Below are 25,983 nucleotides of genomic sequence, written 5' to 3'. Positions count from 1 at the left end.
CGGGATCACTTGCCTGAAAGCAGGTGACATCTTGGATTCGAGCGCCGGAATTGCTTGTAATGTGGGAGGAAACCCCGTCCTGAGCTTAGGAGAACCCCATGCAGCCGGACCCCGTTGGCACCGCCGGATCCACTTCGAAGGGAGCAACACTGCCCCCGCGCTTCGGATCATCGGAAGTGCCGGCTTCGCGAGCCACTCAGGACCGCATCGATATTCCGGAATTCGCACCGAGCCTGGAGCCCGAAGGCGACATCTCCCCGGACCGCTTCCTGGACCGCGAACTCAGCTGGCTGGCCTTCAACTCCCGCGTGCTGGAGCTCGCTGAAGATCCTGACCTCTTCCTGCTGGAACGCGTCAGCTTCCTGTCCATTTTCGCGTCCAACCTGGACGAGTTCTTCATGGTTCGGGTGGCCGGCCTCAAGCGGCGCATCGCCACGGGTTTGGCCGTGCCCTCCCCTGCGGGCCTGAGCCCCATCGAGGTGCTGGAACAGATCAGCGAAGAGGCCCACCGGCTTCAGGAACGCCACGCCAGGGTCTTCGCTGAGCAGATCCGCCCTGCGCTGGCGTACGAGCACATCCACATCATGCACTGGAATGAACTGGATGAGGATGCCCGCCACCGGATCAGCATCATGTTCCAGGAGAAGGTCTTCCCCATCCTGACGCCGCTGGCTGTGGACCCCGCGCACCCCTTCCCCTACATCTCGGGCCTCTCCCTCAACCTCGCCGTGATCGTCAGCAACCCGATCAGCGACAAGGAACTCTTTGCCCGCGTCAAGGTGCCGGACCAGCTGCCCCGCCTCATTTCCGTGGACGGACCGCGTGCCGGTGCCATCCCGGGACGCGTGGCCCGATTCATCGCCCTGGAAGAAGTCATCGCTGTCCACCTGGACAAGCTGTTCCCCGGTATGGAAGTCCTGGAACACCACACCTTCCGCGTCACCCGCAACGAGGACCTGGAAGTAGAAGAGGACGACGCCGAGAACCTCCTGCAGGCTTTGGAGAAGGAACTCCTGCGCCGCCGCTTCGGCCCTCCGGTCCGTCTGGAAGTAACCACGGACATCAACCCGAACATCAAAGCGCTGCTGATCCGCGAGCTGGGTGTTGAAGAGTCCGAGGTCTACTCCGTTCCCGCGCCGTTGGATCTCCGTGGACTGTCAGCCATCAGTGCCATTGATCGCGCGGATCTCCACTACCCCAAGCATGTCCCGCATACGTCCCGGTACCTCAACGAGTCCGAGACCTCGAAGGCCGCCAACGTGTTCGCCGCGATGCGCCGAAGGGATATTCTGCTCCACCACCCGTATGATTCGTTTTCCACCTCCGTCCAGGCTTTCCTGGAGCAGGCGGCCGCGGACCCCAAGGTGCAGGCCATTAAGCAAACCCTGTACCGGACCTCCGGTGACTCCCCCATCGTTGACGCCCTCATCGATGCTGCCGAGGCAGGCAAGCAGGTCCTGGCCCTCGTGGAAATCAAAGCCCGCTTTGATGAGCAGGCCAACATCTCCTGGGCGCGAAAGCTCGAGCAAGCGGGCGTTCACGTGGTGTATGGCATCGTGGGCCTGAAAACTCACTGCAAGTTGTCCTTGGTGGTGCGCCAGGAGGTGGACGGGTTGCGCCGCTACTGCCACATCGGCACCGGCAACTACCACCCGCGCACCGCCCGCTATTACGAAGACCTTGGCCTCCTGACAGCCAATGAGCAAGTGGGCGAGGATCTGTCCAAACTGTTCAACCAGCTCTCCGGCTACGCCCCGAAGTCCACGTTCAAGCGGTTGCTTGTAGCGCCGCGCTCGGTGCGTGCGGGCTTGATGGACAGGATTGAAGGCGAAATCCGCAGGGCCCAGGCCGGCACTCCCGGACTGGTGCAGATCAAGGTCAACTCCATGGTGGATGAAGCCATCATTGATGCCCTTTACCGAGCCTCCCAGGCCGGCGTGAGGGTTGACGTCGTGGTGCGCGGTATTTGCTCCCTGCGGCCCGGCGTCCCGGGACTCAGCGAGAACATCAGGGTCCGTTCCGTCCTGGGTCGCTTCCTTGAACACTCACGCGTCTTTGCCTTTGGCAACGGTGGCGAGCCAGTGGTGTACATCGGTTCTGCTGACATGATGCACCGCAACCTGGATCGCCGCGTTGAGGCGCTGGTTCAGCTGGCCAGCAAGGAAGACACGGCAACGGTCATGGACTTGATGCGTCGATACGTCGACGACGGGACAGCCAGTTGGCACTTGGACAGCAGCGGACACTGGACAAGGCATCACTTGGATGACGAGGGCAAGCCGTTGCTGGACATGCAGTCCTGGCTCCTGGCCTCCCGCTCGCGCCAACGTGCTGCGGCCCGGCGGTAAGGACCCAGTTGAACAGCGATACCCCCGTGGCGGATCAAACAGACCACCCCGGCGAGCCGGTGGCCGTTGTCGCCGCCGGCGCCATTCCTTGGCGCATCACCAAGGGCGCCCTTGAGGTTCTCCTGATCCATCGTCCCCGGTATGACGACTGGTCATGGCCCAAAGGAAAACTCGACGCCGGCGAAACAGTTCCCGAGTGCGCTGCCCGTGAGGTATGGGAAGAGATAGGACTCCAGGCCCCGCTGGGCATACCTCTTCCGGCAATTCACTACCACGTCAGTGCCGGTTTGAAGGTGGTCAGGTACTGGGCAGTGAAGGTCAACGGCGCCCAGCTTCGGCCCGATGGCAAGGAAGTGGACAGCGTCATGTGGTGCAGCCCGGACCGGGCTGCAAGCTTCCTGAGTAACCCATCAGATGTGGCACCGCTGGAATACCTTCAGAAGGCCCACGTCCGCGGTGAACTGGACACATGGCCGCTGGTGCTGATCCGCCATGCCAAAGCGAAGCCGCGGTCCTCATGGACCAAAGCCGAGGGCGACCGTCCCTTGGCTGCCACGGGCCAGCGGCAAGCAGTTGCCGTCCAGCGCCTGCTGGAGGTGTGGAAACCACAACGTGTGGTCACCAGCCCCTGGGCGCGTTGCGTTGCCACCATCGCCCCCTATGCCAAGGCCAGCGGCGTCAAGGTGAAACTGGTGGAAGCACTCACCGAGCACACCCATCAGCGCTCCCCCAAGAAGACGGCTGCCGCTGTTGAGGCTTTGTTCGACAAGCAGCTGCCGATCGCTGTGTGCACGCATCGCCCGGCTCTGCCGACGGCGTTGAAGCAGTTGGGCCAGCACATGTCGCAGGCCCTACGTGCACTCCTTCCCACAACAGATCCTTATCTTTCTCCCGGCGAAGTCATTGTTTGCCAGGTAGCGCGGGGATCCGAGCGGAAAATTGTGTCTGTGGAGCAGGTCAAACCGTTCGACGACTGACCCGGCAAACGGCTTGACCCTCACTTCTTTGTGTCAGTAGATTGATACAAAAGATGTGGGGGTCTTGCCGTGGTTGTTCTGCCAACAATGTTTTTCCTGGGACCGGTAGTCGGTGCCATCATCGTGTACCTGTTCCTGAGGATGCAGGTCTGGTCCAAGCCTGATGCCCAGTCCGTGGCCTCCCATGGGCTTTGGGTGGGCATCATTGGTTGGATGGCAAGTTCCCTGCAGGGTGCCATGAGCGCCGGAATCATCAGGTCGAATCCCCTGGGATCAAGCGCTCCTGCAACTCCGGACCAGATCGCCAACGCACTTGCCTGGCCAATTGTCGCGTGCCTCACCGTCCATGCCCTCGGTCAGCTGAGTTACCCCGCACCGAAGGCACCACGCCGGTACGCAGAGCTGAAGGTCCGGAGGATCAGGGACTTCCTTCCCCGCAAACTCGCTTGGACCACGGCGGCCATCTTCGGCTACGCAGCTTTGGCCATCGCTTGGATCGCAACCTTGCCAGCGTACACAGCCGTGCCGCCTACGCCGCCGGGCCAGTCTCCACCTGAGGACAACGGCTACATGGGACAAGGGCAGGACGGACGGATTCCGGGCCTTGAACTTGCCCTTTGGCTCGGCGGGACCTTGCTGGTTCTGGCCGTGGGAACGTGGCTGGTGCTCCTCCTGATTGCGCGTCGACGCCAGTTGGAAACGCTCGACGGCGATGACAACCGAACTCTACGAACAATAGCCACCAACCGGCTGCTTCGGACCGTGGCGACCATCGCCGCCGGGCTCGCGAGTATCGCCGGGAACTTCGCATCACAACCGGCCCCCGGAGCCACGTGGCAGTCGTCCTGGTTCAACATACTGGGGCTGATCAACATGGCAGTTCTCGCGGCAATGTGGTGGTGGCGGGTGCCTGAACTTCCCTCGGTCCTCAAAGCTCCTCAAGTCACGAGCGCAAAAACACTCCGCTCCGATCCTCTAGCCCACGGAGCCGCCCGGCTCAGTATTTCCCTTGGAGCAGTGTTGGGCGTGATTGGCGGACTTGCACTAGTGGCGGGTGTCGTGGCGATCCTGATGGCCTCACGCCCCCTCGACCCTGGGGCCTTTCCCATCGTGATCGCCATCGCCGCCGCGGCCCTCTTGACAGCCATTGCGGCCGGCGAGGTGCTGATGGCGCGAAATTATGGCCAACCCGAAGCTCAGCTCCGTTGGCCTCGGCAGGCCGTTTCGCGAGGACTACTCTCCTTCGCAATCGGAAGCGCCGCGATATTTGCCGTGGCTGTGTCTTTCGCCGTGGCCGCGGAATCACAGACCCTCACCCCCAAGGCTTGGCCGGCGGCTCTTCTGCTCTCGGCGGTAGTAGCCGCGGCGGGTGCGGCTGCTATCCTCGCCGTGCGCCGCCGTCGTGGTATCCCGGAAAGTGAGGGCGATGCGGGCCTGGACGCCGCGCTCAGGGCCATCAGCCTGTATCGAATCGTGAGGACACTGGCCGCTTACTGCCTCGGACAGGCCGCAGCGCTGCTCATGATCACCGGCGATGCGTGGTACAGCGTATTTGCACCGGGCGACGGCGAATACCCGTTGGCACCCAGCCCGGCCATCACAGTGGGCATGGTCTTGGCGGCCATCGCAGTGATCGTGGCAGTGGTACCGGTTCGCAGCCTGCTCGGAACCATCCCACGTAGTGATCCTGCTCATCATGAAGAACGGGCGCAATGACCGCCGGAATCACAGTAGACCTCGCGGATCCCGTACCTCCCTTCGAACAAATCCGCAGGCAACTCAGCTCATTGATTGCCATCGGGGTCCTTGAACCCGGCAGTCGGCTGCCCACGGTCCGGAGTCTGGCGGCAGACCTTGGCATCGCGGCTGGCACGGTGGCACGCGCTTACAAAGAACTCGAGCAGCAGGGATTGATCGAGTCACGACGCCGGAACGGGACAATCGTCGTCGGGCCGCCTCAGGCACCGAACGGCACTATCCGGGCAGACGCCGCGGTGATTGCCGCCGTCGACGGCTTGATTCAGACGGCGCGCGACGCGGGCGTGAGTGATGAAACGCTCATTGATCTTCTCCGCGGGCGGCTGGCCAGTAAGCTTGACTCGTGAGCATCCCCACCCCTTATGAAGACCTTCTGCGCGATGTCATGGCTAACGGCACGCACAAGTCGGACCGCACCGGAACCGGAACGCGCAGCGTTTTTGGCCGTCAGCTGAGGTTCGATCTTGCCGAGAGCTTCCCGCTGATCACCACCAAGCGGGTTCACTTCAAATCCGTGGCGGTGGAGCTCCTGTGGTTCCTGCGCGGCGATTCGAACGTGAAGTGGATGCAGGACCAAGGCGTCTCCATCTGGGACGAATGGGCGGATGCCGACGGTGAACTCGGGCCCGTGTACGGCGTCCAGTGGCGGAGCTGGCCCACTCCCGACGGCGGGCACATCGACCAGATCTCCGAGCTCATGACCAACCTGGCCTCCAACCCGGATTCCCGGCGGCACATCGTGTCCGCGTGGAACGTCTCCGAACTCAAAGACATGGCGCTGCCCCCATGCCACGCGTTCTTCCAGTTCTATGTGGCTGACGGCAAGTTGTCCTGCCAGCTGTACCAGCGTTCGGCGGACACGTTCCTGGGCGTCCCCTTCAACATTGCCTCGTACGCCCTGCTGACCCGCATGGTGGCCCAGCAGCTTGGGCTTGAGCCGGGCGAATTCGTCTGGACCGGCGGCGACGTCCATGTCTACGACAACCACGTGGACCAGGTTTCCGAGCAGCTCAGCCGTGAGCCGTACGAGTACCCGCAGCTGAAGATCCTCCGCAAGCCGGACTCCATCTTTGACTACACGCTGGATGACTTTGAGGTTGTGGATTACCGCCACCACCCCACTATCAAGGCGCCGATCGCGGTATGAGCACATCATCTTCAGAGGTTCCGGACCAACTCCCCGGTGTCATCTTCACCCAAGAGACCGCGGCCCGCATGACCGGCATCGGACTGGTGTGGGCCCAGACCAAGGCCGGCGTGATCGGCAAAGACGGATCCATGCCGTGGCACCTCCCCGAGGACCTCAAACACTTCAGCCAGCTCACCACCGGTCACCCCGTCATCATGGGCCGCAAGACGTGGTTGTCATTCCCCGAAAAGTACCGCCCCCTGCCCGGCCGCACCAACATTGTGGTGACCCGTAACGAAAAGTGGGCGTCCACGCCCGAGGCGGAGGGCGCCGTCGTGGTTTCCTCTCTTGACGCCGCGCTGCTGGAATCTCAATTCGCGCCGGGTGGCCAGAAAGTGTGGATCATTGGCGGCGGCGAAATCTTTGAACAATCCATGGGCATCGCCAACCTTGCCGTCATCACCATCATCGACGCCGACTTGGAAGGCGACACTTTCGCCCCCGAACTCGGTGATGATTGGGCCTTCGACGCCGTAGCCCCCTCCGACGGGTGGCTCACCTCCAAGAACGGCACCAACTACCGGTTCACCACGTGGCGCCGGAACGCAAACCAGGAAAGCCAAGAGAGCTAAGCATGCTGAAGAAACCCGAAACCCTGTTCGTGCTGGGCTACATGCTCCTGCCGCTTTTTGCCCTGATCTCCGCCATTGTGGGACTCACCATGATCCTGGGCGGGAACAAAATTGCCGGGATCATTGTGCTGATCGTTGTCACGCAGGTGTTTACCTTTGGTGCGTTCTTTGCCCTGCGCAAGCGTAAGGCAGTCCTGTTGCAGGAACACGACGCCGGCCACTAGCCCGGGCGGTCGGCTTGCGGGCCGCTGTGGCGGGTGCCGTCGTCGTGCAGTGCGTGCGTGACGTAACCAACAGCGGCACTGAGCCCCGAAAGTTTAGACTTGGGAAATGACTACAGCAGCTAATCCGTCCGTTGGACTGGTCGGTTGGCGTGGCATGGTCGGCTCCGTCCTGATGCAGCGCATGCAGGACGAGAACGACTTCGCCAACATCAACCCGGTATTTTTCTCCACCTCGAACGCAGGAGGTGCCGCCCCGACGTTCGCGCAGGGGGCTGGCAAGCTCGAGGATGCGTTCGATATTGAGACCCTGGCCAAGCTGCCGATTATTGTCACCGCTCAGGGTGGCGACTACACCAAGCAGGTCCACGGCGAGCTCCGCAACCGCGGCTGGGATGGCCTGTGGATCGACGCTGCGTCCACCCTGCGCATGAACGATGACTCGATCATCGTGCTGGACCCCATCAACCGCGACGTCATCGACGCCGGCCTGTCCGGTGGCGTGAAGGACTTCATCGGCGGCAACTGTACGGTTTCCTGCATGCTGATGGGCCTCGGCGGCCTGTTCAAGAACAATCTGGTGGAGTGGGGCACCTCCATGACGTACCAGGCGGCTTCAGGCGGCGGTGCCCGGCACATGCGTGAACTCCTCAACCAGTTCGGCACCCTCAACAACGAGGTCAGCAGCGAGCTGGACGATCCCGCGTCTGCCATTCTCGAAATCGATCACAAGGTCCTCGCCGCCCAGCGCACCGGCGTTGACGCCACCCAGTTTGGCGTGCCCCTAGCCGGATCCCTCATTCCGTGGATCGATGCCGACCTCGGCAACGGCCAGTCCAAGGAAGAATGGAAAGCCGGAGTAGAGACCAACAAAATTCTCGGCACCGGCAACGGCACCGCCGGCAAGGACCACATCGCCATGGACGGCTTGTGCATCCGCATCGGCGCCATGCGTTCACACTCCCAGGCCCTCACGCTCAAGCTGCGCGAAGACCTGTCCGTGACGGAAATCGAGAATCTCCTGGCCAAGGACAACGAGTGGGCCAAGGTTGTTCCCAACACCAAGGAAGCCTCCATGGCTGACCTGACCCCTGTGGCAGCGTCCGGCACCCTGGACATCCCGGTGGGCCGTATCCGCAAGCTCGAAATGGGCCCGGAGTACATCAGCGCCTTCACCGTGGGAGACCAGCTCCTCTGGGGTGCAGCCGAGCCGCTCCGCCGCATGCTCAACATTGTGACGGGCAAGCTCTAGCCTGCCCGGCTTAGCACGTCCCTAACCCGCTGTTCCGTTGCTGCCCGGCAACGGAACAGCGGGTTTTCGACGTATTAGGGCTCAGCAGGCCAGAGGGCTCACCCTGCCATGAACTTCAGGTACGCACGGCCCTGGGCGTGGAAGGAACGCTCAGCGGCTGTACCCAGTACCCCCGCAAACGGTTCCGGCGTGACACCTATGGTCTTGCCATTCACGGTCCTGGCCCACGTACCCACCACTTCTCCGCCGGACACCATAATCCGTTTGAAAACTCCGTTCTTTCCCGGCACCACCAACTCCGCGTGTTCAGGAGCCAGCACCAGGCTCCGGTCCTGGTAGCCGAGCAGGAACTCGTCGAACCCCGGGAGCGCCAGCAACGAGCGCGAGCCGGGGACGCCGTCGTCGAGCATTGCCGCAGTCTCCGGTGAGAGCCAATAGCTACTGCCCCCAAACTCAAGTTCAACCAGGCGGTCCTGCACCTCGTAGAGGGCGGCCCGGGCCTCGGTGAGCGGAATTTGGCTCCACCACGCAAAATCCTTGATGCTGGCAGGGCCGTGGCTCCTTACATAGCGGAGCAGGAGCTCAGCAATCCCATCTGCACGTCCCAGCTCCCGCGAGTCCGGAATCCACTCCTCGAAGGGCACAAATAGCTGCTGCACGCCCACTTTGCCGTTGGTTCCGGCCATGGGTCCTTGCACCAGCCACGCGAGCTGGCAGAGACTGCCCAACAGATGAATGCCTCGCTGGGCCTTGGTGATCTGACCGGCATCCTCGAAAGCCTGGAACAGCTGCTCGCGGCTTGCTCCCTGGGCACCACCGGCCTTGAGAACCTCCGCGGTTTTGAAAGCGATGTCCCTGCAGTGGCTGATGTCATGGGACGTGATGTTGAGTTCACGGTGTCGGCCCGCCAACGAGTTCATCAGCCGGTCACTCGTGATTTTCAGAATCCAGCGGAGATCTTCCGGTGCCAGTAAATGCAGCGTGCCGCGCATAGGCCATGAACGGACCACCGTCCCGGCGTCGAGGGCAGCCCGAACGTCTGACGCCGTCGTTCCAGGTACCCGCTGCCCCACCGCCCACAGTGCTGAACCCAAGTCCTGCGCCTGCATGCACGTCATCCACCGGACCGCCTCCGGGACCGTTGGAAAGCCACCGCCCAACAGGCCTTGACTGACGAGCCGCAAACGGCCCATGACGCGCGGAGTGGGGTTGGTTCTCTCGGCAGGCATGCTTCATCCTAAGAGGACCATCCAGCACAGGGAACCTTGCCGTGCCTCCCAGCCGTCACCCAGCAGCGGATCCTAGGATGGATTCATGCTTTTTGGTGATCTTGCTCCGTTCGTGCGGCCGATGAGCCGGTGGTTGGCTACCGCCGGCTGGTTCTGCACGCTCGCCGGGCTCGCCGCCGGACTGATAGTGGCGGTAGGGACCGGTGTGAGTCTCTCCCCCGCGATGCAGGCAATCCAGACAGTGAGTTTGGTAGCAACTGCAGCTGCTGCGGTTCTCATTGGGACCGCTGCCGCCACCCAGCCAGTTGCCGACCGGGACGACGACGCCCCCGAGCCCTGGTTCTACCCGGCCGCCGCGGCGCAGGTCCGCAGTTTCCTTCTCGGAGCGATCGTCCTTCTCCTGGGCTTGGTCGGCTTCGCCACGGCCGGGCTGTTCATGCCCAGCGGACCCTCACCGCAAAGTATCGCGTTCAGCCAGATCTTCCTGCTGGGAGCGGTCAGCTGCGGACTGACGTTCCTGCTGCTCAACAAGGTGCTTCCGATCGCGGAACGGCGCACGCGCTGAGTTTTAGCTAGAGGCTAACGCCGATCAGCAAGGGCTCCGGGTGCAGTTCAATACCAAAACGCTCGACGACGCCGGAACGCACCTCACGCGCGATGGCCACCATGTCCGCGGCCGTGGCTGAGCCCCTGTTGGTGATGGCAAGAGTGTGTTTGGTGGAAAGGGAGGCCCGTCCGCCGGAGACACTGGAATCCTCCAGTCCGAAGCCCTTGCCGAATCCTGCCTGATCAATCAACCAGGCAGCGGAAAGCTTCACCAGTCCGTCATCCCCTGCCGGGTATTTGGGCGCGTTGTCCGGCAAAGTCGAGGCAAGATCCGCAGGCACAATCGGGTTGGTGAAAAATGAGCCCGTGGAATAGGTGTCGCGGTCTGCTGCGTCCAAGACCATTCCCTTGGACGCGCGGAGCCGGAGGACTTCCCGGCGGACATCGTTTGAGTAGGCGCGTTTCCCTGCCTCCACACCCAGCACGCGGGCCAGCTCGGCGTAACGGATTGGCGCACTCATCCGCCCCAACGGCAATTGGAACTCCACGGTCAGCACAACGTAGCGGGGCGAGCCCTCAACGGTGGTCTGTTTCAAGATGGAGTCGCGGTACCCGAACTTGAGCTCCGAGTTGGTGAACGTCTGCACTGCGTTGCGCTCACGGTCCCACGTCCGAACGGCCGCAATGGTTTGTGAAACGTCCGCTCCATAGGCTCCAACGTTCTGCACAGGAGTGGCACCAGTGGCACCTGGAATCCCGGACAACGCCTCCAAGCCGGACCATGCGTGCAGGACGGAGTATTCCACCAGCGCGTCCCAGTTATGGCCCGCCTGAACCACCACAGACACTCCGCCACAGCTGTCCTCGGAGTTCACGGTGAAGCCCTCGGAGGCGATCTTCAGGACAGTTCCGGGGTAGCCGTCGTCGGAGACCAGCAGATTGGAGCCACCGCCAATGATCAGGATTTTGTCACCTGCAGCGTCGGCCGACCGGACGGCGTCGATGATCTCCGCCTCGGTGCGGGCCTCAACGTAGTTGCCCGCGGGGCCGCCAACGGCAGCAGTGGTCAGTTCAGAAAGCAGCGTTTGGGTCACCAATCAAGCCTAACGGGCTTCGTTGGGCTGCGCCGACTCCGCCGCCTTGCGGCCAGCCAGGGGTGCCAGGAAGAAACTGACCACCAGCAGAACCAGGGGTGCCAGCAGCGAATGCAGGATGCCGAAATGTTCAGCCAGCAACCCCAGGAGCGGAGGGCCACACAGGAAGGCACCGTAACCAATGGTGGAAACTACCGATACACGGGCCGCCGCGTGCACTGGATCATCGGCGGCGGCGGACATACCCACCGGGAACCCGAGCGAAGCGCCCAGACCCCACACCGCCAACGCCACGAACGCGAGCCACGGAACCGGAGAAAACACAAAGAGTGAAAGACCCACGACGGCGGTTGCCGAGCACCAGCGCATCACCACCACCCGCCCGAAACGGTCCAGGATGACCGTTCCCGCGAAACGGCCAATGGTCATGAACGTCACAAAGAGCCCATAACCCACAGCGCCAGCGGCATCGGACTGCCCATAACCGTCGGCAAGTGCCAGGGCCACCCAGTCCCCCGCGGCTCCTTCGGCCAATGCCAGGCCAAGGACCAGGACACCGATCAGTAGAGTCCGACGATCACGCCATGCCAAAGCCACGAGCCGCTTGTTGTCCAGCGGGACGGCAGTCTTACGGGCATCCGGCTGAGCGCCGTCCGGCTGGGCGCCGTCCGGCTCGCCGGAGATGATGGGCAGCGGGCCAGTTGAGGGGTCCTGGAAAGTATCGGTCTCTTCAGGGTGGTAGGTCTTTGTCACTGCAGCGGTCTTTTCGGCGCGGAACCAAAAGGTAGCGGTGACCACAGACGCCGTCACTACTACGCCGGAGATTAAAAAATGCCAGAACACCGGCATGTGGATGGCGGCCGCCCAGGCGCCGAAGCCCGCAGCGGCTACCGTTCCGAGGCTGAAGGAACCGTGCAAATGCGGCATGATGTGCCGCTCCAATTCGCGTTCGAGCGAGGCCCCTTCCACGTTGGATGCGGTATTCCAACTGGCCGTACCCAGGCCCAGGATGATCAAGCCTGCCGCCACCACCAAGGGGTTGGCCGCCAAGGAGGTTCCAACACCCACAGTGACAAGGCCCGCCCCCACCATGCTGCTGCCGATCCTCGTGGTCAGCTGAGGACCGAGCCGCAGTACAATCAGGCCCGAAGCCGAGATCGAAATGAAGGACGCCACTGTCATGCACATCAGCAAAAGGCCGATGCCACCCGGCGTGAGATTCAGTCCGTCGCGAATGGCGGGAAGCCGGGAAACCCACGTGGCGAAGGCGATGCCGCTGGCCGCGTAGGAAGCAAGAACAGCGGCGCGCCACCGCGACATGTCAGTCGGAGTGGCGCGCCGTTGAGTGGTGTTCGTTAGGTTCAAGAGACCTTCACAACCGCCTGCGATTTCATGAGGACCTTCTGTCCACCCGCAACGACGGTGAGGTCGACGCGCACGGTGCGGGCATCGGCGTCGAGCGCTCCCACAACACCGGTCACGTCAATGACAGCGCCGGCCTCATCGGTGCCAGTGGTATCGGTAACAAGGACGGGCTTGGTGAAGCGGGTCTGGTAATCGACGACGGCGGCAGGGTCCCCGGCCCAGTCGCTCACCAGCTGCACTGCGGCGCCCATGGTGAACATGCCGTGGGCGATGACGCCCGGCAGTTCCACGGAGGTGGCGAAAGATTCGTTCCAGTGGATCGGGTTGAAGTCGCCCGATGCTCCAGCGTACTTCACCAGGTCCTGACGGGTGACGTCAATGCTGCGGGTACCGATTTCCTGGCCGACCGTCAGTTCTTCGAATGTAGGGCTCATGGTTACTGTCCCTCTCCGCGGACCAGGATGGACGAGGTTGTGGTGGCGACCTTCTCGCCGGCTTCGGTGGAAATCTCGGAGCGGGTGGTGATCATGGCTCCCCCGCCCATGGCCCGGACACCGTCAACGTGCAGTTCGGCCACGAGGCGGTCACCGGCAACAATGGCGCGGTGGTGCGTGAAACGCTGATCTGCGTGGACCACGCGGGAGAAATCGATGCCCGACTCGGGATCCTGGACCAGCTGGGCGTCAGCACGCTGGGCGACGATGATGGCAAACGTTGGCGGTGCAACGAGGTCGCTGTGGCCCAAGGCTTTGGCTGCCTCAACATCAAAATGCGCGGGGTTGCTGGCTTTCACAGCCTTGGCGAACTCGCGGATCTTTTCACGGCCGACGTCGTATACCTCTGCGGCAGGGTAGCTTCGGCCCTGCAAGTCCGGATTGATACTCATGCTCCAACCCTATCGGCCCCGGGAGCCCGGACGCAGCGCGTTGGCGAGGTGAAGACGTTACTTCTTGTAGCTCTTACGGATCTTCTGTCCCCGAACCACCAGTCCAGTGACATGGAGCAGCAGGCCAACGCCAATGATGGGCAACGAAGCGATGGCCAGGCCTTGGTTCCCTGACGTGTTCCCCACAATGGACAGGACGAGCCCGACGGCGATCAGTCCCATGGCACCGAAAACCAGCACTTTGTACGATGTGGAGGCCGTGGCCCAAAATTGTTCCAGCACCGTCCAAGTCTACTTGGTGTGTTGTGGCCGGGTGTTGCGAGGCCTACTCTGCACCCTTGGAACCCGAAATACCCTGCAAAGCGGGCCTCGCAACTCGAGGGTCGTTGCCGGGAGGGAACGCTAGAAGAGGGAGTCCTGCAGGGCCGGGATTTCCGTGGTGTGGGGGCCGAACTCGATCTTGCGGCCTTTCAACGCACCCAGGTCCGCCACAAAACTGCCCTCCACCTCGGTCCCCGCTGCGTCGGGCAGGGCCGCCAAGGCGATCGCCCCTGACACTGAATGAATCCGCAAACCGTGCCCGCCGCCGTCGAACGTTGCCGGGTAGGGGTGCCGCAAGCCGCCCTGGGCGCGGGCGGTGCACAACGCGTCGGCCAATGCCGGCCGCCCCCACTCTTCCTCCACAACGGCGTAGCCTGTCATGGCCAGCCCGCCCAGCAACTCACGCACCCTGCCCGCGTGCTGACGGTTCACGGTTGAAAGCTCGACGGCGGCACGCGGCTCCACGAGGCCCGCCACCTTGGCCGCGGAGCGGACTTGCTGGACGAGGCCGAGTTCGCGGGTCACGAGGTCCTCGAGAACGCGAACAACGCGTCCGTCTTCAGCGTGTGCCACATAGGAAGCGTGCACAGCTCCCTGCTCAGCAAGCCGGTTCCATTTTCGGGGCGCAGAGGCAGTCCCCACTTTGGTGGCACCGTTCGCGAACGTGGCCACATAGAGCCAATGAGGCTGCATCAGGTAAGCACGGAGGCCGGTGGGAACGGATGTTCCGCGGTGGAAGTCGTGCATCAGGCGGGAGTCGTCCCGCGCAAAGCAGGCCCCGCATTGCTTTCCACGCTCGGCTGGGGAACCGCTGCGGCACGGAACATGGGTGCGGTCCCCCGGGCCGTGGACCTTCGTGTGCCCAAGGCACCACAAACCCGGGAGAACGCGCAGGCCCAGGGCTGAACCCCGGGCCAACGCCATATCAACGAACTCCTCGTCCGGCGTGAAGATACGCAGCGAAGGGGACGACGAATCCCACGCGACTCCGTGGACCAGCATCTTTACCTGACCAGCACGCTTACAGGGAAGGCTGGACTCCGAAGGCCACTGCGAGCTTCATGATCTTTTCGGCGCGGCCCAGACGCGGGAGGTCGGAGCCATCGCGGATGACACGGCCGTTGGCCTCAAAGTCGTTCATGAAGTCCGTGGCCCAGGCGACGTCCGACGGCGTGGGGCTGATGACCTCGTTGATCACAGTGGTCTGGTCGATGGCCAGGCAAAGCTTGCCGGTCATGCCCATGGTCACTGTGATGCCGGTCTGCTCACGCAAGATGGGGTGGTTGGTACCGACGGTGGGACCGTCGATGGGGCCCGGCAGGTTACCTACGCGGCTGGCGACAACGAGCTTTGCACGCGGGTACGCCATGGCCTCCGGGGTAGCTGCCATGCCGGTGTCGCGGCGGAAGTCGCCGGAGCCGAACGCCAGGCGGAAAGCACCCTGCGCGCGGGCAATGTGGTTGGCTTCCTCGATGCCAAGGGCTGACTCAACCAGCGCGATGACGGGGGTCTTGCCATCCATGCGGTGGAAGCTCTCGGTGACCTGGTCTGAGGACTCGGTCTTTGCCAGCATCACGCCGAGCAGGCCGGGGGTGCCGCGCAGGCCGGCGAGGTCATCGGCCCAGAACTTGCTGGTTGCGTCATTGATGCGGACCCAGGCCTTGCCACCGGCGGTCAGCCAGTTGACTACGTTCTCTCGGGCCATGTCCTTCTGCGAAGGGTCAACTGCGTCTTCGATGTCAAGGATGATCGCGTCTGCCCGTGAACCCGCAGATTCGTCAAAAAGCTCCGTTTTCATGGCATTCACAAGGAGCCATGAACGGGCGATGTCGGCGGGAATATTGCGGGTAGGCCGAACTGATTCGGCGGCGATGCTAGACGTCATGTATCTACCGTATCCGGCCAGCGCCCTGCACAGCGAAGAATTCCGCCCGCTTGTGAGGATCAATACGAACTAAACCCCATATGACTGTGGGGTCCGGCAGTATGAACGCCCGACGCCGGTACCGGCCAGTCATATCCGGCCCGCCTGTCGCTGTTGTTCATAGGGCTCAACACGGCGTCTTTGTGTCCCAGAGTTGCCGGGAATGGCCCCGGATTTCCTTCCGTTTCGGGCTGTTTCGCAGCGTTTCCGGGCGTTACCGCGGCACTTCCCACCCGGCGTCGGGATGGGTTTACATCGTTTCCAAGCCGTTGCACGGGTTTGCAAACTCATGCATCAGCCGGCCACCCAACACATCCCAATCCATCGAAAGTAGCTCCCATGAAACTGCACCTGCCCCTGCTGAGCGTCGCGGCCGCCGTCGTACTTGCGCTGACGGTGTCCGGCTGCGGCGGTGCAGCCGAAGCCGGACCTGGCGCGCCAGCCGGTAACGAAGTGAAGGAACTTCGGTATCAAGGCTCCGCTAACAACGTCACCTTTCCTGAACTCGCTGCCGACCTGGGCTACCTCGGGGACCTGAAATTGAACTGGGTGGGAAACACCACCAGCGGCCCGCAGGACATCCAGTCCGCTGCGACCAACCAGACCGACTTTGGCGGCGCGTTCTCCGGAGCGGTGGTCAAGCTGATCGAAGCCGGCGCTCCCGTCAAGGCAGTGACCAACTACTACGGCTCCGACGAGAAGACCTTCAGCGGTTACTACGTCAAGGCCGATAGCACCATCAAGGAACCCCGTGACCTGATCGGCAAGAAGGTCGCTGTCAATACTCTGGGCGCACACCACGAAGCCGTCATCAACACCTGGCTGACCAAGAACGGACTCAGTCAGGACGACATCAAGCAGGTTCAGTTGGTCCCGTTGGCGCCGAACGATACTGAGGAAGCCATTCGCCGGGGACAAGTGGACGCCGGAACGCTGGGCGGTGTGCTGCAGGACCGGGCCATTGAGGCCGGCGGACTGAGGTCACTGTTTAGTGACGTGGAGCTGTTCGGAACCTTCGCCGGCGGACAGATCGTGCTCCGCAACGACTTCATCGCAAAGAACCCCACCACCACCCGCACGTTCACCACCGGCGTTGCCAAAGCCATCAAGTGGGCAGCTGAAACACCCCGTGACGAAGTCATTGCCCGCTTCACCAAGATCATCGATAGCCGTGGACGCAATGAGAGCACCGCAAACCTGAAGTTCTGGAAGAGCCCCGGAGTTCCGGACGCCGGGGTCATCACGGACGAAGACTTCACCCGTTGGGAGGCTTGGCTCAGCTCAGCCGGGATCGTCAAGGACAAGCTCTCACCCTCCAAGTACTACACGAACGAGTTCAACGAGCTCGCTGCAGCGAAGAAGGGATAGTTATGACAGCCAAAATCAGTCTCCGGAACGTCACCAAGGAATTCACGGTCCGGGCAACGAAGGACACGGCAGCTACCCGGCTGACCGCCATCGATTCGCTGAGCCTGGATGTCCGTGACGGCGAGTTCCTCACTTTGGTGGGTCCCAGCGGTTCGGGCAAGACCACGCTCCTGGACCTGCTGGCCGGGCTCTCCACGCCCACCTCCGGCGAGGTATTGGTGGACGGCAAAGCTGTCACCGGTCCGGGCAAGGACCGCGCTGTGGTGTTCCAGCAGTACGCGTTGTTCCCGTGGCGGACGGCCTCTGCCAACGTGTCCATCGGGCTTGAGGGAGCGGGCCCTGACGGCAGGAAACTGAACCGTCGTGAACGGGCTGCCAAAGCAAAGGAATACCTGGCTTTGGTGGGGCTTGCCGGTTTTGAGGACCGCTACCCGCATGAGCTCTCCGGCGGAATGAAGCAGCGCGTGGCCATCGCCCGGAGCCTGGCGTACGAGCCCGATGTGCTGCTGATGGATGAACCGTTTGCTGCGTTGGACGCCCAGACCCGCGAGCAGTTGCAGGACGAACTCCTCCGGATCTGGAAAGCCACGGGCAAGACCATCGTCTTCATCACCCACGGCATCGATGAAGCCGTGTACCTCGGCGAGCGCGTGGCTGTTCTCAGCGCGAGGCCCGGCCGGCTCAAGGAAATCGTGGACATCAACATTCCGGACCGCGACGGCGATGAGGACATCCGCTCTCACCCAGCCTTCGTTGAGCACCGCCACCAGGTATGGACGCTCCTGCACGACGAAGTCCGCCGAGCCCAGGACGCCGGCCACCGCAAAATCCTGCCTGATGGCAGCGCACCGGACGAACAGGCAACCATCACCGAAAGGAGTGCCGCCTGATGACCACCACGCTCACGCAAACAGAAGCCGCGCCCAAGACGGGCTTCGCGCCCGACCCCAGTGCCGCCGTCGAGCATTCCACTACTTCGACGGCAGCGGCAGACGGTACGACGCCGGCACCTGGCCTGGTGCGACGAGTAACCGGGGCGGTGGGGGCGGGTCTGTGGAAGTCCGCCGCGATCCTGGCATTCCTGGCGCTTTGGGAGCTTGGGCCGACGTACCTGGCCAGCCCGTCCACCAGGGTGTTCCTCCCGCCGCTGCACGAAGTGCTGGTGGCCTGGGGCAAGCTTTTCGAAGCCGGGACCATCCAGGGCCACATCGCAGCCAGCCTCACACGCTCAGTTGCCGGTTTCGGTGCTGCCCTGGTGGCGGGTGTCTCGCTGGGCCTGCTTATTGCCTGGTACGGGCGGCTGAACTCGGTCCTAAATCCCTTGCTGGAGCTTTTCCGCAACACCGCCGCGTTGGCTCTGCTTCCGGTGTTCACGCTGCTGCTGGGTATCGGTGAGGAATCCAAGATCAGCATCGTGGCCTACGCTGCGTTCTTCCCGGTGCTCCTGAACACCATTGCCGGCGTCAGGACCGTGGACCCGTTGTTGATCAGGGCCGCGCGTTCTTTGGGGCTCAACAGTTTCCGGCTGTTCCAGAAAGTCATCCTGCCCTCGGCGGTTCCCACCATTTTCACGGGCATCCGCATGGCCGGCACCGCATCCATCCTGGTGTTGATCGCCGCCGAAATGGTGGGAGCCAAGGCCGGCCTGGGTTATCTGATCGTGAATGCACAGAGCAGCTTCCTCATCCCGGACATGTACGCCGGCATCCTCACGGTTTCCTTGCTGGGGCTCGGCGTGAACTTCCTGTTGGTAGCCCTTGAACGGCACTTCTCCCGCTGGCGGACCGCTGTTGGCGCCGCCGCTTCCTAGACCCACCCCGCGGCTCTTGCCGCAACCATCACAACAAGTAAGGAAAGAACCATGACCGTCATTACCGAAACCAAACTCGAGTTCGCAAAGCTCGGCTCCCGCATCGGCGCCGAAATCCGTGGCTTGGACATCAGCGGTGACCTTAGCCACGAAACGGTGGCGCAGATCCGGGCAGCACTGAACGAGCACAAGGCACTGGTGTTCCGCGAGGCCAACATCCTCACAGACGAAGCCCAGGTGAAGTTCGCTTCGCATTTCGGTCCGCTGACCAAGGCACACCCCACTGTGGCCTCCGTGGACGGCGAAGAGAATGTCCTGCCTGTGGACAGCGAGAACGGCTCGGCCAACAACTGGCACACGGACGTCACTTTCGTGGTCAACCCGCCGCAGGCCTCCACGCTGCGCAGCATCGACCTTCCGGCATACGGCGGCGAGACCCTGATCGCGTCCTCGGCCGGCGCATATCAGGACCTGCCCGAGGAGTTGCGCAGCTTCGCAGACAACCTGTGGGCCATTCACACCAACGACTACGACTACTCGGTGCCCAAGAACCTTGAGCACTCCAACGCGGAGGAGCGACGCAAGGAGTTCACCCGGCTGAAGTTCGAAACCGCCCACCCTGTGGTGCGGGTCCACCCGTTGACCGGCGAGCGCGGATTGTTCATTGGGGGCTTCGCGCAGCGGCTTCGGATTGTGGGCTTGTCCAACACTGAGTCAAAGGACATCATCCGTCTGTTGCAGGCTTACGTGACGCGCCCGGAGAATGTGGTCCGGGTGAATTGGGAGCCCAACCAAGTGGTCCTGTTCGACAACCGCATCACCCAGCACTATGCCCCAGACAACTACGATGGCCAGCCGCGCAAACTCAACCGTGTGACCATTGCCGGGGACATCCCGGTGAGCATCGATGGCAAGCCCAGCCAAGCCTTGCAGGGTGACTCGAGCACCTACTCCGTGGTGGCTCCGGCCAGCCCCGCCTCGTAGCTGTGTGTTGCTGTCCGCACCCAACTGAGTCGCAGTTAAGCGCGTTTAGAGAGGTCATAACGCGCACAACTGCGACTCAGTTGGTTTAAAACCGGGGTTAGGGGATGTTGATCCCACGCGCTGCCACCCACAGGCCGTACCACTGGGCGCGGGTCATGGTGGCAGCAACGGAGGCGGCATCAGCGCAGGCCTTGATGCGCGCAGGGTTGGTGGTGCCCACAACTGGCGAGATCCTGGCGGGGTGCTTCATCAGCCAACCCAGCAGCACCGATTCCGGCGTGGTGCCCTTCTCCCCCGCCAACCGTTCCAGCATGCCCGCCGTTGCCGACTCGGCCGGTGACAACTCCTCAGGCTGCGCACCCGTATAGCGCCCCTGGGCCAGTGAACCGTACGCCTGCAGTTCAACACCCTTGGCCATGCAGTGTTCAAGAGTCCCGTGCGGGAAGCTGTACTCAAGCCCCTCTGCATGGTTGACCAGCACAGTGCTCTCCAGCCAGTCCCGGTGCAGCAGGCTCATTTCCAATTGATTCGCCACAATGGGCGTCTCCAACTCATCCTGGAGGTAGGCGATCTGCGCGCCGGACATGTTTGACACGCCTAACTGCCGCACCTTGCCTTCGGCCATCAACTGCCCGACGGCGTCCGCCACCTCGCGCGGGTCCATCAACGGATCTGGACGGTGCAGGAGCAACACGTCCACGTAGTCCGTTTGGAGCCGCTTCAAGCTCTGGTTGACCCGTTCAAGGATGGCCTCGCGGGAGAGATCATAATGCGTCTCCAACCCGCGCTCCCCCAGCCGGATCCCGCACTTAGTCTGGAGCTGGATCTTTTCGCGCAGACCCTGCGAACGGGCGAGGACTTCGCCAAAGACAGCCTCGGACTTTCCGCTGCGATAGATATCCGCGTGGTCGAAAAGCCCAATGCCAATTCCCTGCGCGGCTTCGATCACCGCCGCGGCCTGATCAATCTCCGACGCCCCGTAGGACGTGCCGTCCCACGGACCACCGAGTCCCATACAGCCATAGATCAGGCGTCCCCGCCCGTTCGCAGTAGTCATACTTCAGTATTGTCCGCAGGCCCTAGGCGTTGCTGACAATCCACGCCGTGGTGTCTGACGGCAGCTTGCCATCCTCCAGCGGGCCGCTGGTTACCACGATGCTTCCCTCCGGAAGCTCAACGGGCTTGCTGCCGAAGTTGGTGACCGTGTGCCAGCCACCGGGGCGGCTGAAGTGCAGTACGTCCTGGTTGCCGGTCTCCACCCACTGAAGTTCCTCGTCAGTCTGGAGTTCACTGCGCAGGCTCAGTGCCTTCCGGTAAAGCTCCAGTGTGGAGCCTTCCACTCCCTCTTGGGTGGCAACTGCGTAATCCTTGAACCACTCCGGCTGCGGGAGGTGTGCCTTGCCAGCACCGAAACCGAAGGAAGAACCTTCCTCGGTCCACGGCAAGGGCACGCGGCAACCATCCCTGCCAATCTCAACGCCCGGGTTACGGAAGAAGGACGGGTCCTGGCGTTCGGAATCGGGAATTTCCGAGACTTCGCGCAAGCCAAGCTCTTCGCCCTGGTAGAGGTAGGCAGAACCGGGAAGGGCGAGCAGCAGGAGCGTTGCGGCGCGGGCACGACGCAAGCCGAGTTCGACGTCGAGCTCTTCTGCCGGCGCGCCGGCCAGCAGCCAGCCCTTGCCGTCCTGACCCTTGGGCTCTCCGCCGGTGATGTCCTGGGCCGCGTTGGTTCCTTGCGCCACGGAACCCCCCTTGGGCAGACCGTAGCGGGTGGCGTGGCGGACGACGTCGTGGTTGGAGAAAACCCACGTGGATGAGGCCCCGGACTCCTTGGCGGCTACCAGGTTGTCCGTGATGATTTTCTTGAAGGACGCGGCATCGAAATCGGACTGAAGCAGGTCGAAGTTGAACGCCTGGCCCAGTCCCTCAGGGCTGGCGTAGCGGGCACGGCGGGACTCGTGAACCCAGGCCTCGGCAACGGCAGTGCGCGGCGGGTTGTACTCGTTGAAGAGCTTGCGCCACTCGGCGTAGACCTCGTGCACTTCATCACGGTCCCAGAATGGGTGGGAGCCATCGGTGAAGCCATCCGTACCGTGTGCCTTGGCTTCCAAGTCAGCCTTCATGGGCAGCGGCTCGGACAGGTCCTTGGCCATGCCGTGGGCAACATCGATGCGGAACCCGTCCACGCCGCGATCCGACCAGAAGCGCAGCGTCTTGAGGAAGTCCTCGCGGATCTCCGGGTTCTCCCAGTTGAAGTCCGGCTGCTCCTTGGCGAAGATGTGCAGGTACCACTGGCCGGGAGTGCCGTCTGGTTCAGTGATGCGGTCCCAGATGGGTCCGCCGAAGACAGAGTCCCAGTCCGACGGCGGCAACTCACCGTTCTCGCCCCGGCCGTCGCGGAAGATGTAGCGGTCGCGTGCCGCGGAGCCCTTGGGCGAGGCCAGCGCTTCCTTGAACCATTCGTGCCGGTCCGAGGAGTGGTTGGGAACGATGTCCACCACGATCTTGATTCCTGCGGCGTGGAGGGCAGCGGCCATCTCATCGAAGTCCTCAAGGGTGCCCAGCTTGGGGTCCACATTGCGGTAGTCGTCAACGTCGTAGCCGCCGTCCGCGAGCGCCGACGGGTAGAACGGGCTCAGCCAGACGGCGTCGATCCCCAACTCCTTCAAGTACGGGACCTTGGCCGTGATGCCCTTGATGTCCCCGAGTCCATCACCGTTCGCGTCGTAGAAGCTGCGCGGGTAGATCTGGTAAACGGCTGCCTGACGCCACCAGTTCGGATCGGCCATGCGGTCTGAATCGGTACGGTGTGCCTGCGTGGCGGAAGTACTCACGAAACTCCTTTGATTTAGAATCTAAATTTATGTCCCGGACCAGTATGAAACGCCCGGAGGTTGAAGGTCAACAGTGCTTAGCCCTTGACCGCACCCTGGGTCACCCCTGCCATGACCCAGCGCTGGGTGAACAAGTACGCAATGATCGCCGGAGCCATCGCCATCAGGTACGACGCGAATGACACGTGGTAGTTGTTGCTGAATTGGGTCTGGAACAGGTTCTGCCGCACCGGCAGCGTCTGGAGGGACGGGTCCGAGATGATGAGCGAGGGCATCATGAAGTCATTCCACGCGTAGAGGAAGGCGAAGATGCCCACGGTGGCGCTCATCGGCGCCAGCAACGGAAAAATCAGCTTCCAGAAAGTCTGCCACGTAGTTGCGCCGTCAATCCTGGCGCTCTCTTCGAGTTCCATCGGGATGGAGCGCAGGAAGGCAGTGAAGAGCAGGACGCTGAAGCTCAGCTGGAACATGGTGGCAAGCAGGATGACGCCAAACGGATTATCCAAGCCAAGGCGGCCCGTGAGCTGAATCTGCGGCAGCGCAACTACGGGGAACGGAATGAACATTGCTCCCAGAAGGTAGAAGAACGAGTACCTGAACAGCCGACGCTCCCAGTTGCGCACGATCGCGTACGAGGCGAAGGCAGCCAGGACAATGGTGGCCACCACGGTCCCCGCTGTCACCAGCAAAGACATAGCAGCCCCCACCGGGAAGTTGGTCAGGGTCCAGGCTTGGACAAAGCCCTCAATGCTGAACGGGGCGGGAAAGGAGAAGGCGTTGCCGTCCACGGCTTGCCCTTGGGTCTTGAACGCCATGGAGACCGTGACATACAGGGGAAGCAGCACGGTGACCGCGCACAGGATGAGGATGGTGGTTGCCGGCCAGTTCACGCGTTCGACGGCGGACTCGGACCGGCGCCGGCTCTTTCCGGTGGGCTGGGTGGTGGGCTCGGTGATGGCGAGGGTGGCTTGATTGGTCATCAGAGTGCATTCCGTCCGCGAGTCAGCGAAAGCTGTACGAGAGAGATAACAATGGCTACTACGAAGAAGATCGTGGCGTTGGCCATCTGGTAGGCGTAGTCGCCGCCGTTGAAGCCCGAGATGACGGTCATCGCGATGCTTCGGGTGGACGTGCCCGGGCCACCGTTGGTCAGGCCAACAATGATGTCGTAGGCGTTCAGGAAGCCCTTGAATCCCAGGATGATGTTGATGACCACGTAGCCCGACACCAACGGAAGCGTGATCTTGACCAACTGCTGGAACTTGCTGGCTCCATCGATCTCCGCAGCTTCATAGACGTCGCCCGGCACGGCCACCAGTCCTGCGATATAAATCAGCAGTGCACCCGGCACAGCCTGCCAGGCAGTGACCAACACAATGGCTACCCAGGCGAGGTCCGGGTTTGCCAGCAAGCTGTTCTCCAACCAGGGAATCCCGGCAGCGGCACCCAGGGACGGCAGCGAGTTGGAGAACAGGAAGTTGAAGACATAGGCGATGATGATGCCCGAGACCACCATGGGGATGACGAAAATGGTCCGCAGCGCCGATTTCATCCTGATGCGTGAGGTCAGCCCGACGGCCAGGAGGAACGCCACCACGTTCACGGCGATCACGGTGACGATGGAGAACCCGAACGTGAACAGGTAGCTCTGCAGGATGGCGGGATCGCTGAAAATCGCAATGTAGTTGGTCAGGCCGACAAATTCCCAGTCACCGATTCCGATCGAGTTGGTGAAACTGAAGAAGATGCCGATGATTCCCGGAACGGTGATGGCCAACGTGAAGAGGATGAGGCTGGGGACGAGGAAAAAGTAGAAGATCGGCTCGACCCGGCGCTTGCTGCCCTGCTGCTGACGGCCCTGCTTGGCCGAATCCTGCTTCCGGCCGTCCTGCCCGGACGTGGTGGGGGTGGTGATGATGGACATGATGTTGACTCCCTGCTTCAGCGCTACTGGCGGAAAGCCAGCCGCGCCCAATCTGCGTCGAGGGTGCTAAGGGTGGAGGTGGGGCTGGCGCCGAAAACGAGTGCCTGCGTGTAGTTCATGATCGGGATGGTTTTTGGTACCAGCACTGAAGGACCCTGGTAGACCTGGGCTTGCTCGTAGTACCGCACCATTCCTTCAATCCGGGGGTCGGGGACGTTCGCAGAGTCCTTGGTGGGCGTGAAGCCCAGCTGAGATTTGTTGTAGGCATCGATTACTTCGGGCCGGTAAAGGTACTCGAGAAAGTCCTGCGCGGCCTCCTTGTGCTTGGAGGCCTCCGGGATCCATGCCGCGAGATCCACGTTGACGCGCACGCGCAGGTCCTCGGGGTTCTCGGTCATGGGCAGCGGGAAGGTTCCAAGCTTCAGGTCAGGGGCCGTCTTGGCGATCTCGCTGAAGGCCCACGGACCCTGCAGGTACATGGCAGCCTTGCCCTGGGAGAAGGCCAGGTTGCCGTCGCCGTAGGCCCGGCTTGCAGCATCCTTGTTGACGTACTTCGAGGCCAGTTCCAGCATCTTGCCAACAGGCTTTTCAAAGTCTTTCTGGAAGGACACTGCAGATTTTGGCCCCACGTTGGCGCCTTCGGCGGAAAGCTTGTCAAAGAAGTCCAGCGTGTCCACCTGGCCACCCACCGAGTAGTCGAACCAGCCCTGGGCGATGGTCCAGTCGTCCTTCCACGTGGCGTAGAACGGCGTCACTCCAGCGGCTTTGAGTTGCTCGCATGCTGCGGTCAACTCACTCCAGGTGGTGGGCACCTTGATGTTGTTGGCCGCGAAGATTTCCTTGTTGTAGATGACCGAGGAGGCCATGATCGAGTACGGCAGCGCGCTGGTGCGGTCCGGATAGGTCCCGTATTGGTCCATCAACGGCTGGAGATCTTCCCGGATCTTTGACGCGGCTGCCGTACCGGAGAGATCGCTCAAGGCGCCCCGCTGGACAAAGCGTGAGGTTTCCATGTTGTAGTTCGCCAAGGCGATGTCCGGCGGATTTCCCCGGACGAAGCTCGCGGACACCACATCCACCCCCGAGGTGTCCAGGACAACCTCGGTGTCGTTCTGGGAGGCGTTGTAGTCGGCAACCAGCTTGGTCATGAAGCCAATGGCTTCGCGCTTGCTGAACGTGAAGCGGATGGTTTCCTTGCCCGATTCCCCCGTGCAACCGGAGAGGAGACCGGCCAATAGGGCCAGTCCGAGGGTCATCGCCGCAAGGCGCTTCTTACGCGTAGGTTTCACAGACTCCGTGGTCCTTTCGTCGTGCGGACCGCTGTGGCCGCCGTGCCCGGGAGATCGCTACTGACCAGCCCGAGTTTAGATAGGAGATAAAT

The 25,983-nt window shown here is 62.5% G+C and carries 26 protein-coding genes; 13 read left to right on the top strand and 13 right to left on the bottom strand.

The window, feature by feature from the left end; all coding sequences use genetic code 11:
• Positions 1 to 98: 98 nt before the first annotated feature.
• The 8 genes from EU811_RS10160 to asd all read left to right on the top strand — a co-directional run bounded on the left by EU811_RS10160 (position 99) and on the right by asd (position 8,317).
• Positions 99 to 2,348 (top strand): RNA degradosome polyphosphate kinase, encoded by a 2,250-nt coding sequence (locus tag EU811_RS10160; RefSeq protein WP_142938336.1) that lies wholly within the window; start codon positions 99 to 101, stop codon positions 2,346 to 2,348.
• A gap of 8 nt (positions 2,349 to 2,356) precedes the next feature.
• Positions 2,357 to 3,325 carry an NUDIX hydrolase gene (locus EU811_RS10155; protein WP_142938335.1) on the top strand — a complete coding sequence of 323 codons (969 nt, stop codon included), beginning with the start codon at positions 2,357 to 2,359 and terminating at the stop codon, positions 3,323 to 3,325.
• A gap of 87 nt (positions 3,326 to 3,412) precedes the next feature.
• Entirely contained in the window at positions 3,413 to 5,041 is a 1,629-nt protein-coding gene (locus tag EU811_RS10150; RefSeq protein ID WP_142938334.1) for a hypothetical protein, read from the top strand.
• The gene (locus tag EU811_RS10145) at positions 5,038 to 5,430 is read left to right on the top strand and encodes a GntR family transcriptional regulator (protein ID WP_142938333.1); all 393 of its coding nucleotides are present in this window, start codon (positions 5,038 to 5,040) and stop codon (positions 5,428 to 5,430) included. Before EU811_RS10150 ends, EU811_RS10145 begins: the two co-directional genes overlap by 4 nt.
• The gene (locus EU811_RS10140) at positions 5,427 to 6,230 is read left to right on the top strand and encodes a thymidylate synthase (RefSeq protein WP_142938332.1); all 804 of its coding nucleotides are present in this window, start codon (positions 5,427 to 5,429) and stop codon (positions 6,228 to 6,230) included. The genes EU811_RS10145 and EU811_RS10140 overlap by 4 nt, the downstream gene beginning before the upstream one ends.
• The gene (locus EU811_RS10135; RefSeq protein WP_142938331.1) at positions 6,227 to 6,844 is read left to right on the top strand and encodes a dihydrofolate reductase; all 618 of its coding nucleotides are present in this window, start codon (positions 6,227 to 6,229) and stop codon (positions 6,842 to 6,844) included. Before EU811_RS10140 ends, EU811_RS10135 begins: the two co-directional genes overlap by 4 nt.
• Before the next feature lie 2 nt (positions 6,845 to 6,846).
• Positions 6,847 to 7,068, top strand: a complete 222-nt coding sequence (locus EU811_RS10130) for an NF038396 family protein (RefSeq protein WP_142938330.1) — start codon at positions 6,847 to 6,849, stop codon at positions 7,066 to 7,068.
• A 106-nt stretch (positions 7,069 to 7,174) separates the two neighbouring features.
• Positions 7,175 to 8,317: an aspartate-semialdehyde dehydrogenase gene (asd, locus tag EU811_RS10125; RefSeq protein WP_142938329.1), complete on the top strand. Its 1,143-nt coding sequence runs from the start codon at positions 7,175 to 7,177 to the stop codon at positions 8,315 to 8,317.
• A gap of 98 nt (positions 8,318 to 8,415) precedes the next feature.
• Here the strand turns inward: asd and EU811_RS10120 are convergent, their stop codons facing one another.
• Complete coding sequence (locus EU811_RS10120; protein WP_142938328.1) at positions 8,416 to 9,546, bottom strand: winged helix DNA-binding domain-containing protein; 1,131 nt, start codon at positions 9,544 to 9,546, stop codon at positions 8,416 to 8,418.
• A gap of 85 nt (positions 9,547 to 9,631) precedes the next feature.
• Here EU811_RS10120 and EU811_RS10115 point away from each other — a divergent pair, with 85 nt between their 5' ends.
• Positions 9,632 to 10,111, top strand: coding sequence for a hypothetical protein (locus tag EU811_RS10115; protein WP_062073243.1), 480 nt, complete (start codon positions 9,632 to 9,634; stop codon positions 10,109 to 10,111).
• A gap of 7 nt (positions 10,112 to 10,118) precedes the next feature.
• Here EU811_RS10115 and EU811_RS10110 read toward each other — a convergent pair whose 3' ends face one another.
• From EU811_RS10110 to EU811_RS10080, 7 genes are all read right to left on the bottom strand, one after another.
• Positions 10,119 to 11,186, bottom strand: coding sequence for a UDP-N-acetylmuramate dehydrogenase (locus EU811_RS10110; protein WP_142938327.1), 1,068 nt, complete (start codon positions 11,184 to 11,186; stop codon positions 10,119 to 10,121).
• 9 nt (positions 11,187 to 11,195) lie between these two features.
• On the bottom strand, positions 11,196 to 12,506 hold the full coding sequence (locus EU811_RS10105; protein WP_142938326.1) for an MFS transporter: 1,311 nt from the start codon (positions 12,504 to 12,506) through the stop codon (positions 11,196 to 11,198).
• A 41-nt stretch (positions 12,507 to 12,547) separates the two neighbouring features.
• Complete coding sequence (locus tag EU811_RS10100) at positions 12,548 to 12,985, bottom strand: MaoC family dehydratase (protein ID WP_142938325.1); 438 nt, start codon at positions 12,983 to 12,985, stop codon at positions 12,548 to 12,550.
• A gap of 2 nt (positions 12,986 to 12,987) precedes the next feature.
• The gene (locus EU811_RS10095) at positions 12,988 to 13,437 is read right to left on the bottom strand and encodes an FAS1-like dehydratase domain-containing protein (protein WP_024817634.1); all 450 of its coding nucleotides are present in this window, start codon (positions 13,435 to 13,437) and stop codon (positions 12,988 to 12,990) included.
• Positions 13,438 to 13,494: 57 nt separating this feature from the next.
• Positions 13,495 to 13,719, bottom strand: coding sequence for a DUF3188 domain-containing protein (locus EU811_RS10090; RefSeq protein ID WP_142938324.1), 225 nt, complete (start codon positions 13,717 to 13,719; stop codon positions 13,495 to 13,497).
• A 120-nt stretch (positions 13,720 to 13,839) separates the two neighbouring features.
• On the bottom strand, positions 13,840 to 14,760 hold the full coding sequence (locus tag EU811_RS10085) for a DUF2797 domain-containing protein (protein WP_142938323.1): 921 nt from the start codon (positions 14,758 to 14,760) through the stop codon (positions 13,840 to 13,842).
• A gap of 19 nt (positions 14,761 to 14,779) precedes the next feature.
• The gene (locus EU811_RS10080; RefSeq protein WP_142938322.1) at positions 14,780 to 15,643 is read right to left on the bottom strand and encodes an HpcH/HpaI aldolase/citrate lyase family protein; all 864 of its coding nucleotides are present in this window, start codon (positions 15,641 to 15,643) and stop codon (positions 14,780 to 14,782) included.
• A 378-nt stretch (positions 15,644 to 16,021) separates the two neighbouring features.
• Between EU811_RS10080 and EU811_RS10075 the strand changes: the two genes are divergently transcribed.
• The 4 genes from EU811_RS10075 to EU811_RS10060 are packed head-to-tail and all read left to right on the top strand — an operon-like array spanning position 16,022 to position 19,844.
• Positions 16,022 to 17,050, top strand: coding sequence for an ABC transporter substrate-binding protein (locus EU811_RS10075; protein ID WP_142938321.1), 1,029 nt, complete (start codon positions 16,022 to 16,024; stop codon positions 17,048 to 17,050).
• Between the two features lie 2 nt (positions 17,051 to 17,052).
• Positions 17,053 to 17,940, top strand: coding sequence for an ABC transporter ATP-binding protein (locus EU811_RS10070; RefSeq protein WP_142938320.1), 888 nt, complete (start codon positions 17,053 to 17,055; stop codon positions 17,938 to 17,940).
• The gene (locus EU811_RS10065) at positions 17,940 to 18,860 is read left to right on the top strand and encodes an ABC transporter permease (RefSeq protein WP_142938319.1); all 921 of its coding nucleotides are present in this window, start codon (positions 17,940 to 17,942) and stop codon (positions 18,858 to 18,860) included. The genes EU811_RS10070 and EU811_RS10065 overlap by 1 nt, the downstream gene beginning before the upstream one ends.
• Positions 18,861 to 18,911: 51 nt before the next feature.
• Positions 18,912 to 19,844 carry a TauD/TfdA dioxygenase family protein gene (locus EU811_RS10060; protein WP_142938318.1) on the top strand — a complete coding sequence of 311 codons (933 nt, stop codon included), beginning with the start codon at positions 18,912 to 18,914 and terminating at the stop codon, positions 19,842 to 19,844.
• Positions 19,845 to 19,941: 97 nt separating this feature from the next.
• Here the strand turns inward: EU811_RS10060 and EU811_RS10055 are convergent, their stop codons facing one another.
• The 5 genes from EU811_RS10055 to EU811_RS10035 all read right to left on the bottom strand — a co-directional run bounded on the left by EU811_RS10055 (position 19,942) and on the right by EU811_RS10035 (position 25,858).
• A complete protein-coding gene (locus EU811_RS10055) occupies positions 19,942 to 20,901 on the bottom strand; it encodes an aldo/keto reductase (protein ID WP_142938317.1) in 960 nt (319 codons plus the stop codon).
• Positions 20,902 to 20,923: 22 nt separating this feature from the next.
• On the bottom strand, positions 20,924 to 22,678 hold the full coding sequence (locus EU811_RS10050) for a glycoside hydrolase family 13 protein (protein WP_142938316.1): 1,755 nt from the start codon (positions 22,676 to 22,678) through the stop codon (positions 20,924 to 20,926).
• Positions 22,679 to 22,755: 77 nt separating this feature from the next.
• The gene (locus tag EU811_RS10045) at positions 22,756 to 23,658 is read right to left on the bottom strand and encodes a carbohydrate ABC transporter permease (protein WP_160147637.1); all 903 of its coding nucleotides are present in this window, start codon (positions 23,656 to 23,658) and stop codon (positions 22,756 to 22,758) included.
• Positions 23,658 to 24,602: a carbohydrate ABC transporter permease gene (locus EU811_RS10040; RefSeq protein ID WP_142938315.1), complete on the bottom strand. Its 945-nt coding sequence runs from the start codon at positions 24,600 to 24,602 to the stop codon at positions 23,658 to 23,660. Before EU811_RS10040 ends, EU811_RS10045 begins: the two co-directional genes overlap by 1 nt.
• 23 nt (positions 24,603 to 24,625) lie before the next feature.
• Positions 24,626 to 25,858 carry an ABC transporter substrate-binding protein gene (locus EU811_RS10035; protein ID WP_142938353.1) on the bottom strand — a complete coding sequence of 411 codons (1,233 nt, stop codon included), beginning with the start codon at positions 25,856 to 25,858 and terminating at the stop codon, positions 24,626 to 24,628.
• Between the last annotated feature and the right edge of the window lie 125 nt (positions 25,859 to 25,983).

This window comes from Arthrobacter sp. TS-15, from assembly GCF_006964045.1.
In the GTDB taxonomy this organism is placed as follows: Bacteria; Actinomycetota; Actinomycetes; order Actinomycetales; family Micrococcaceae; genus Arthrobacter.
The sequence above is the reverse complement of the archived record's forward strand: the minus strand, read 5'-3'. Positions and strand labels throughout refer to the sequence as shown.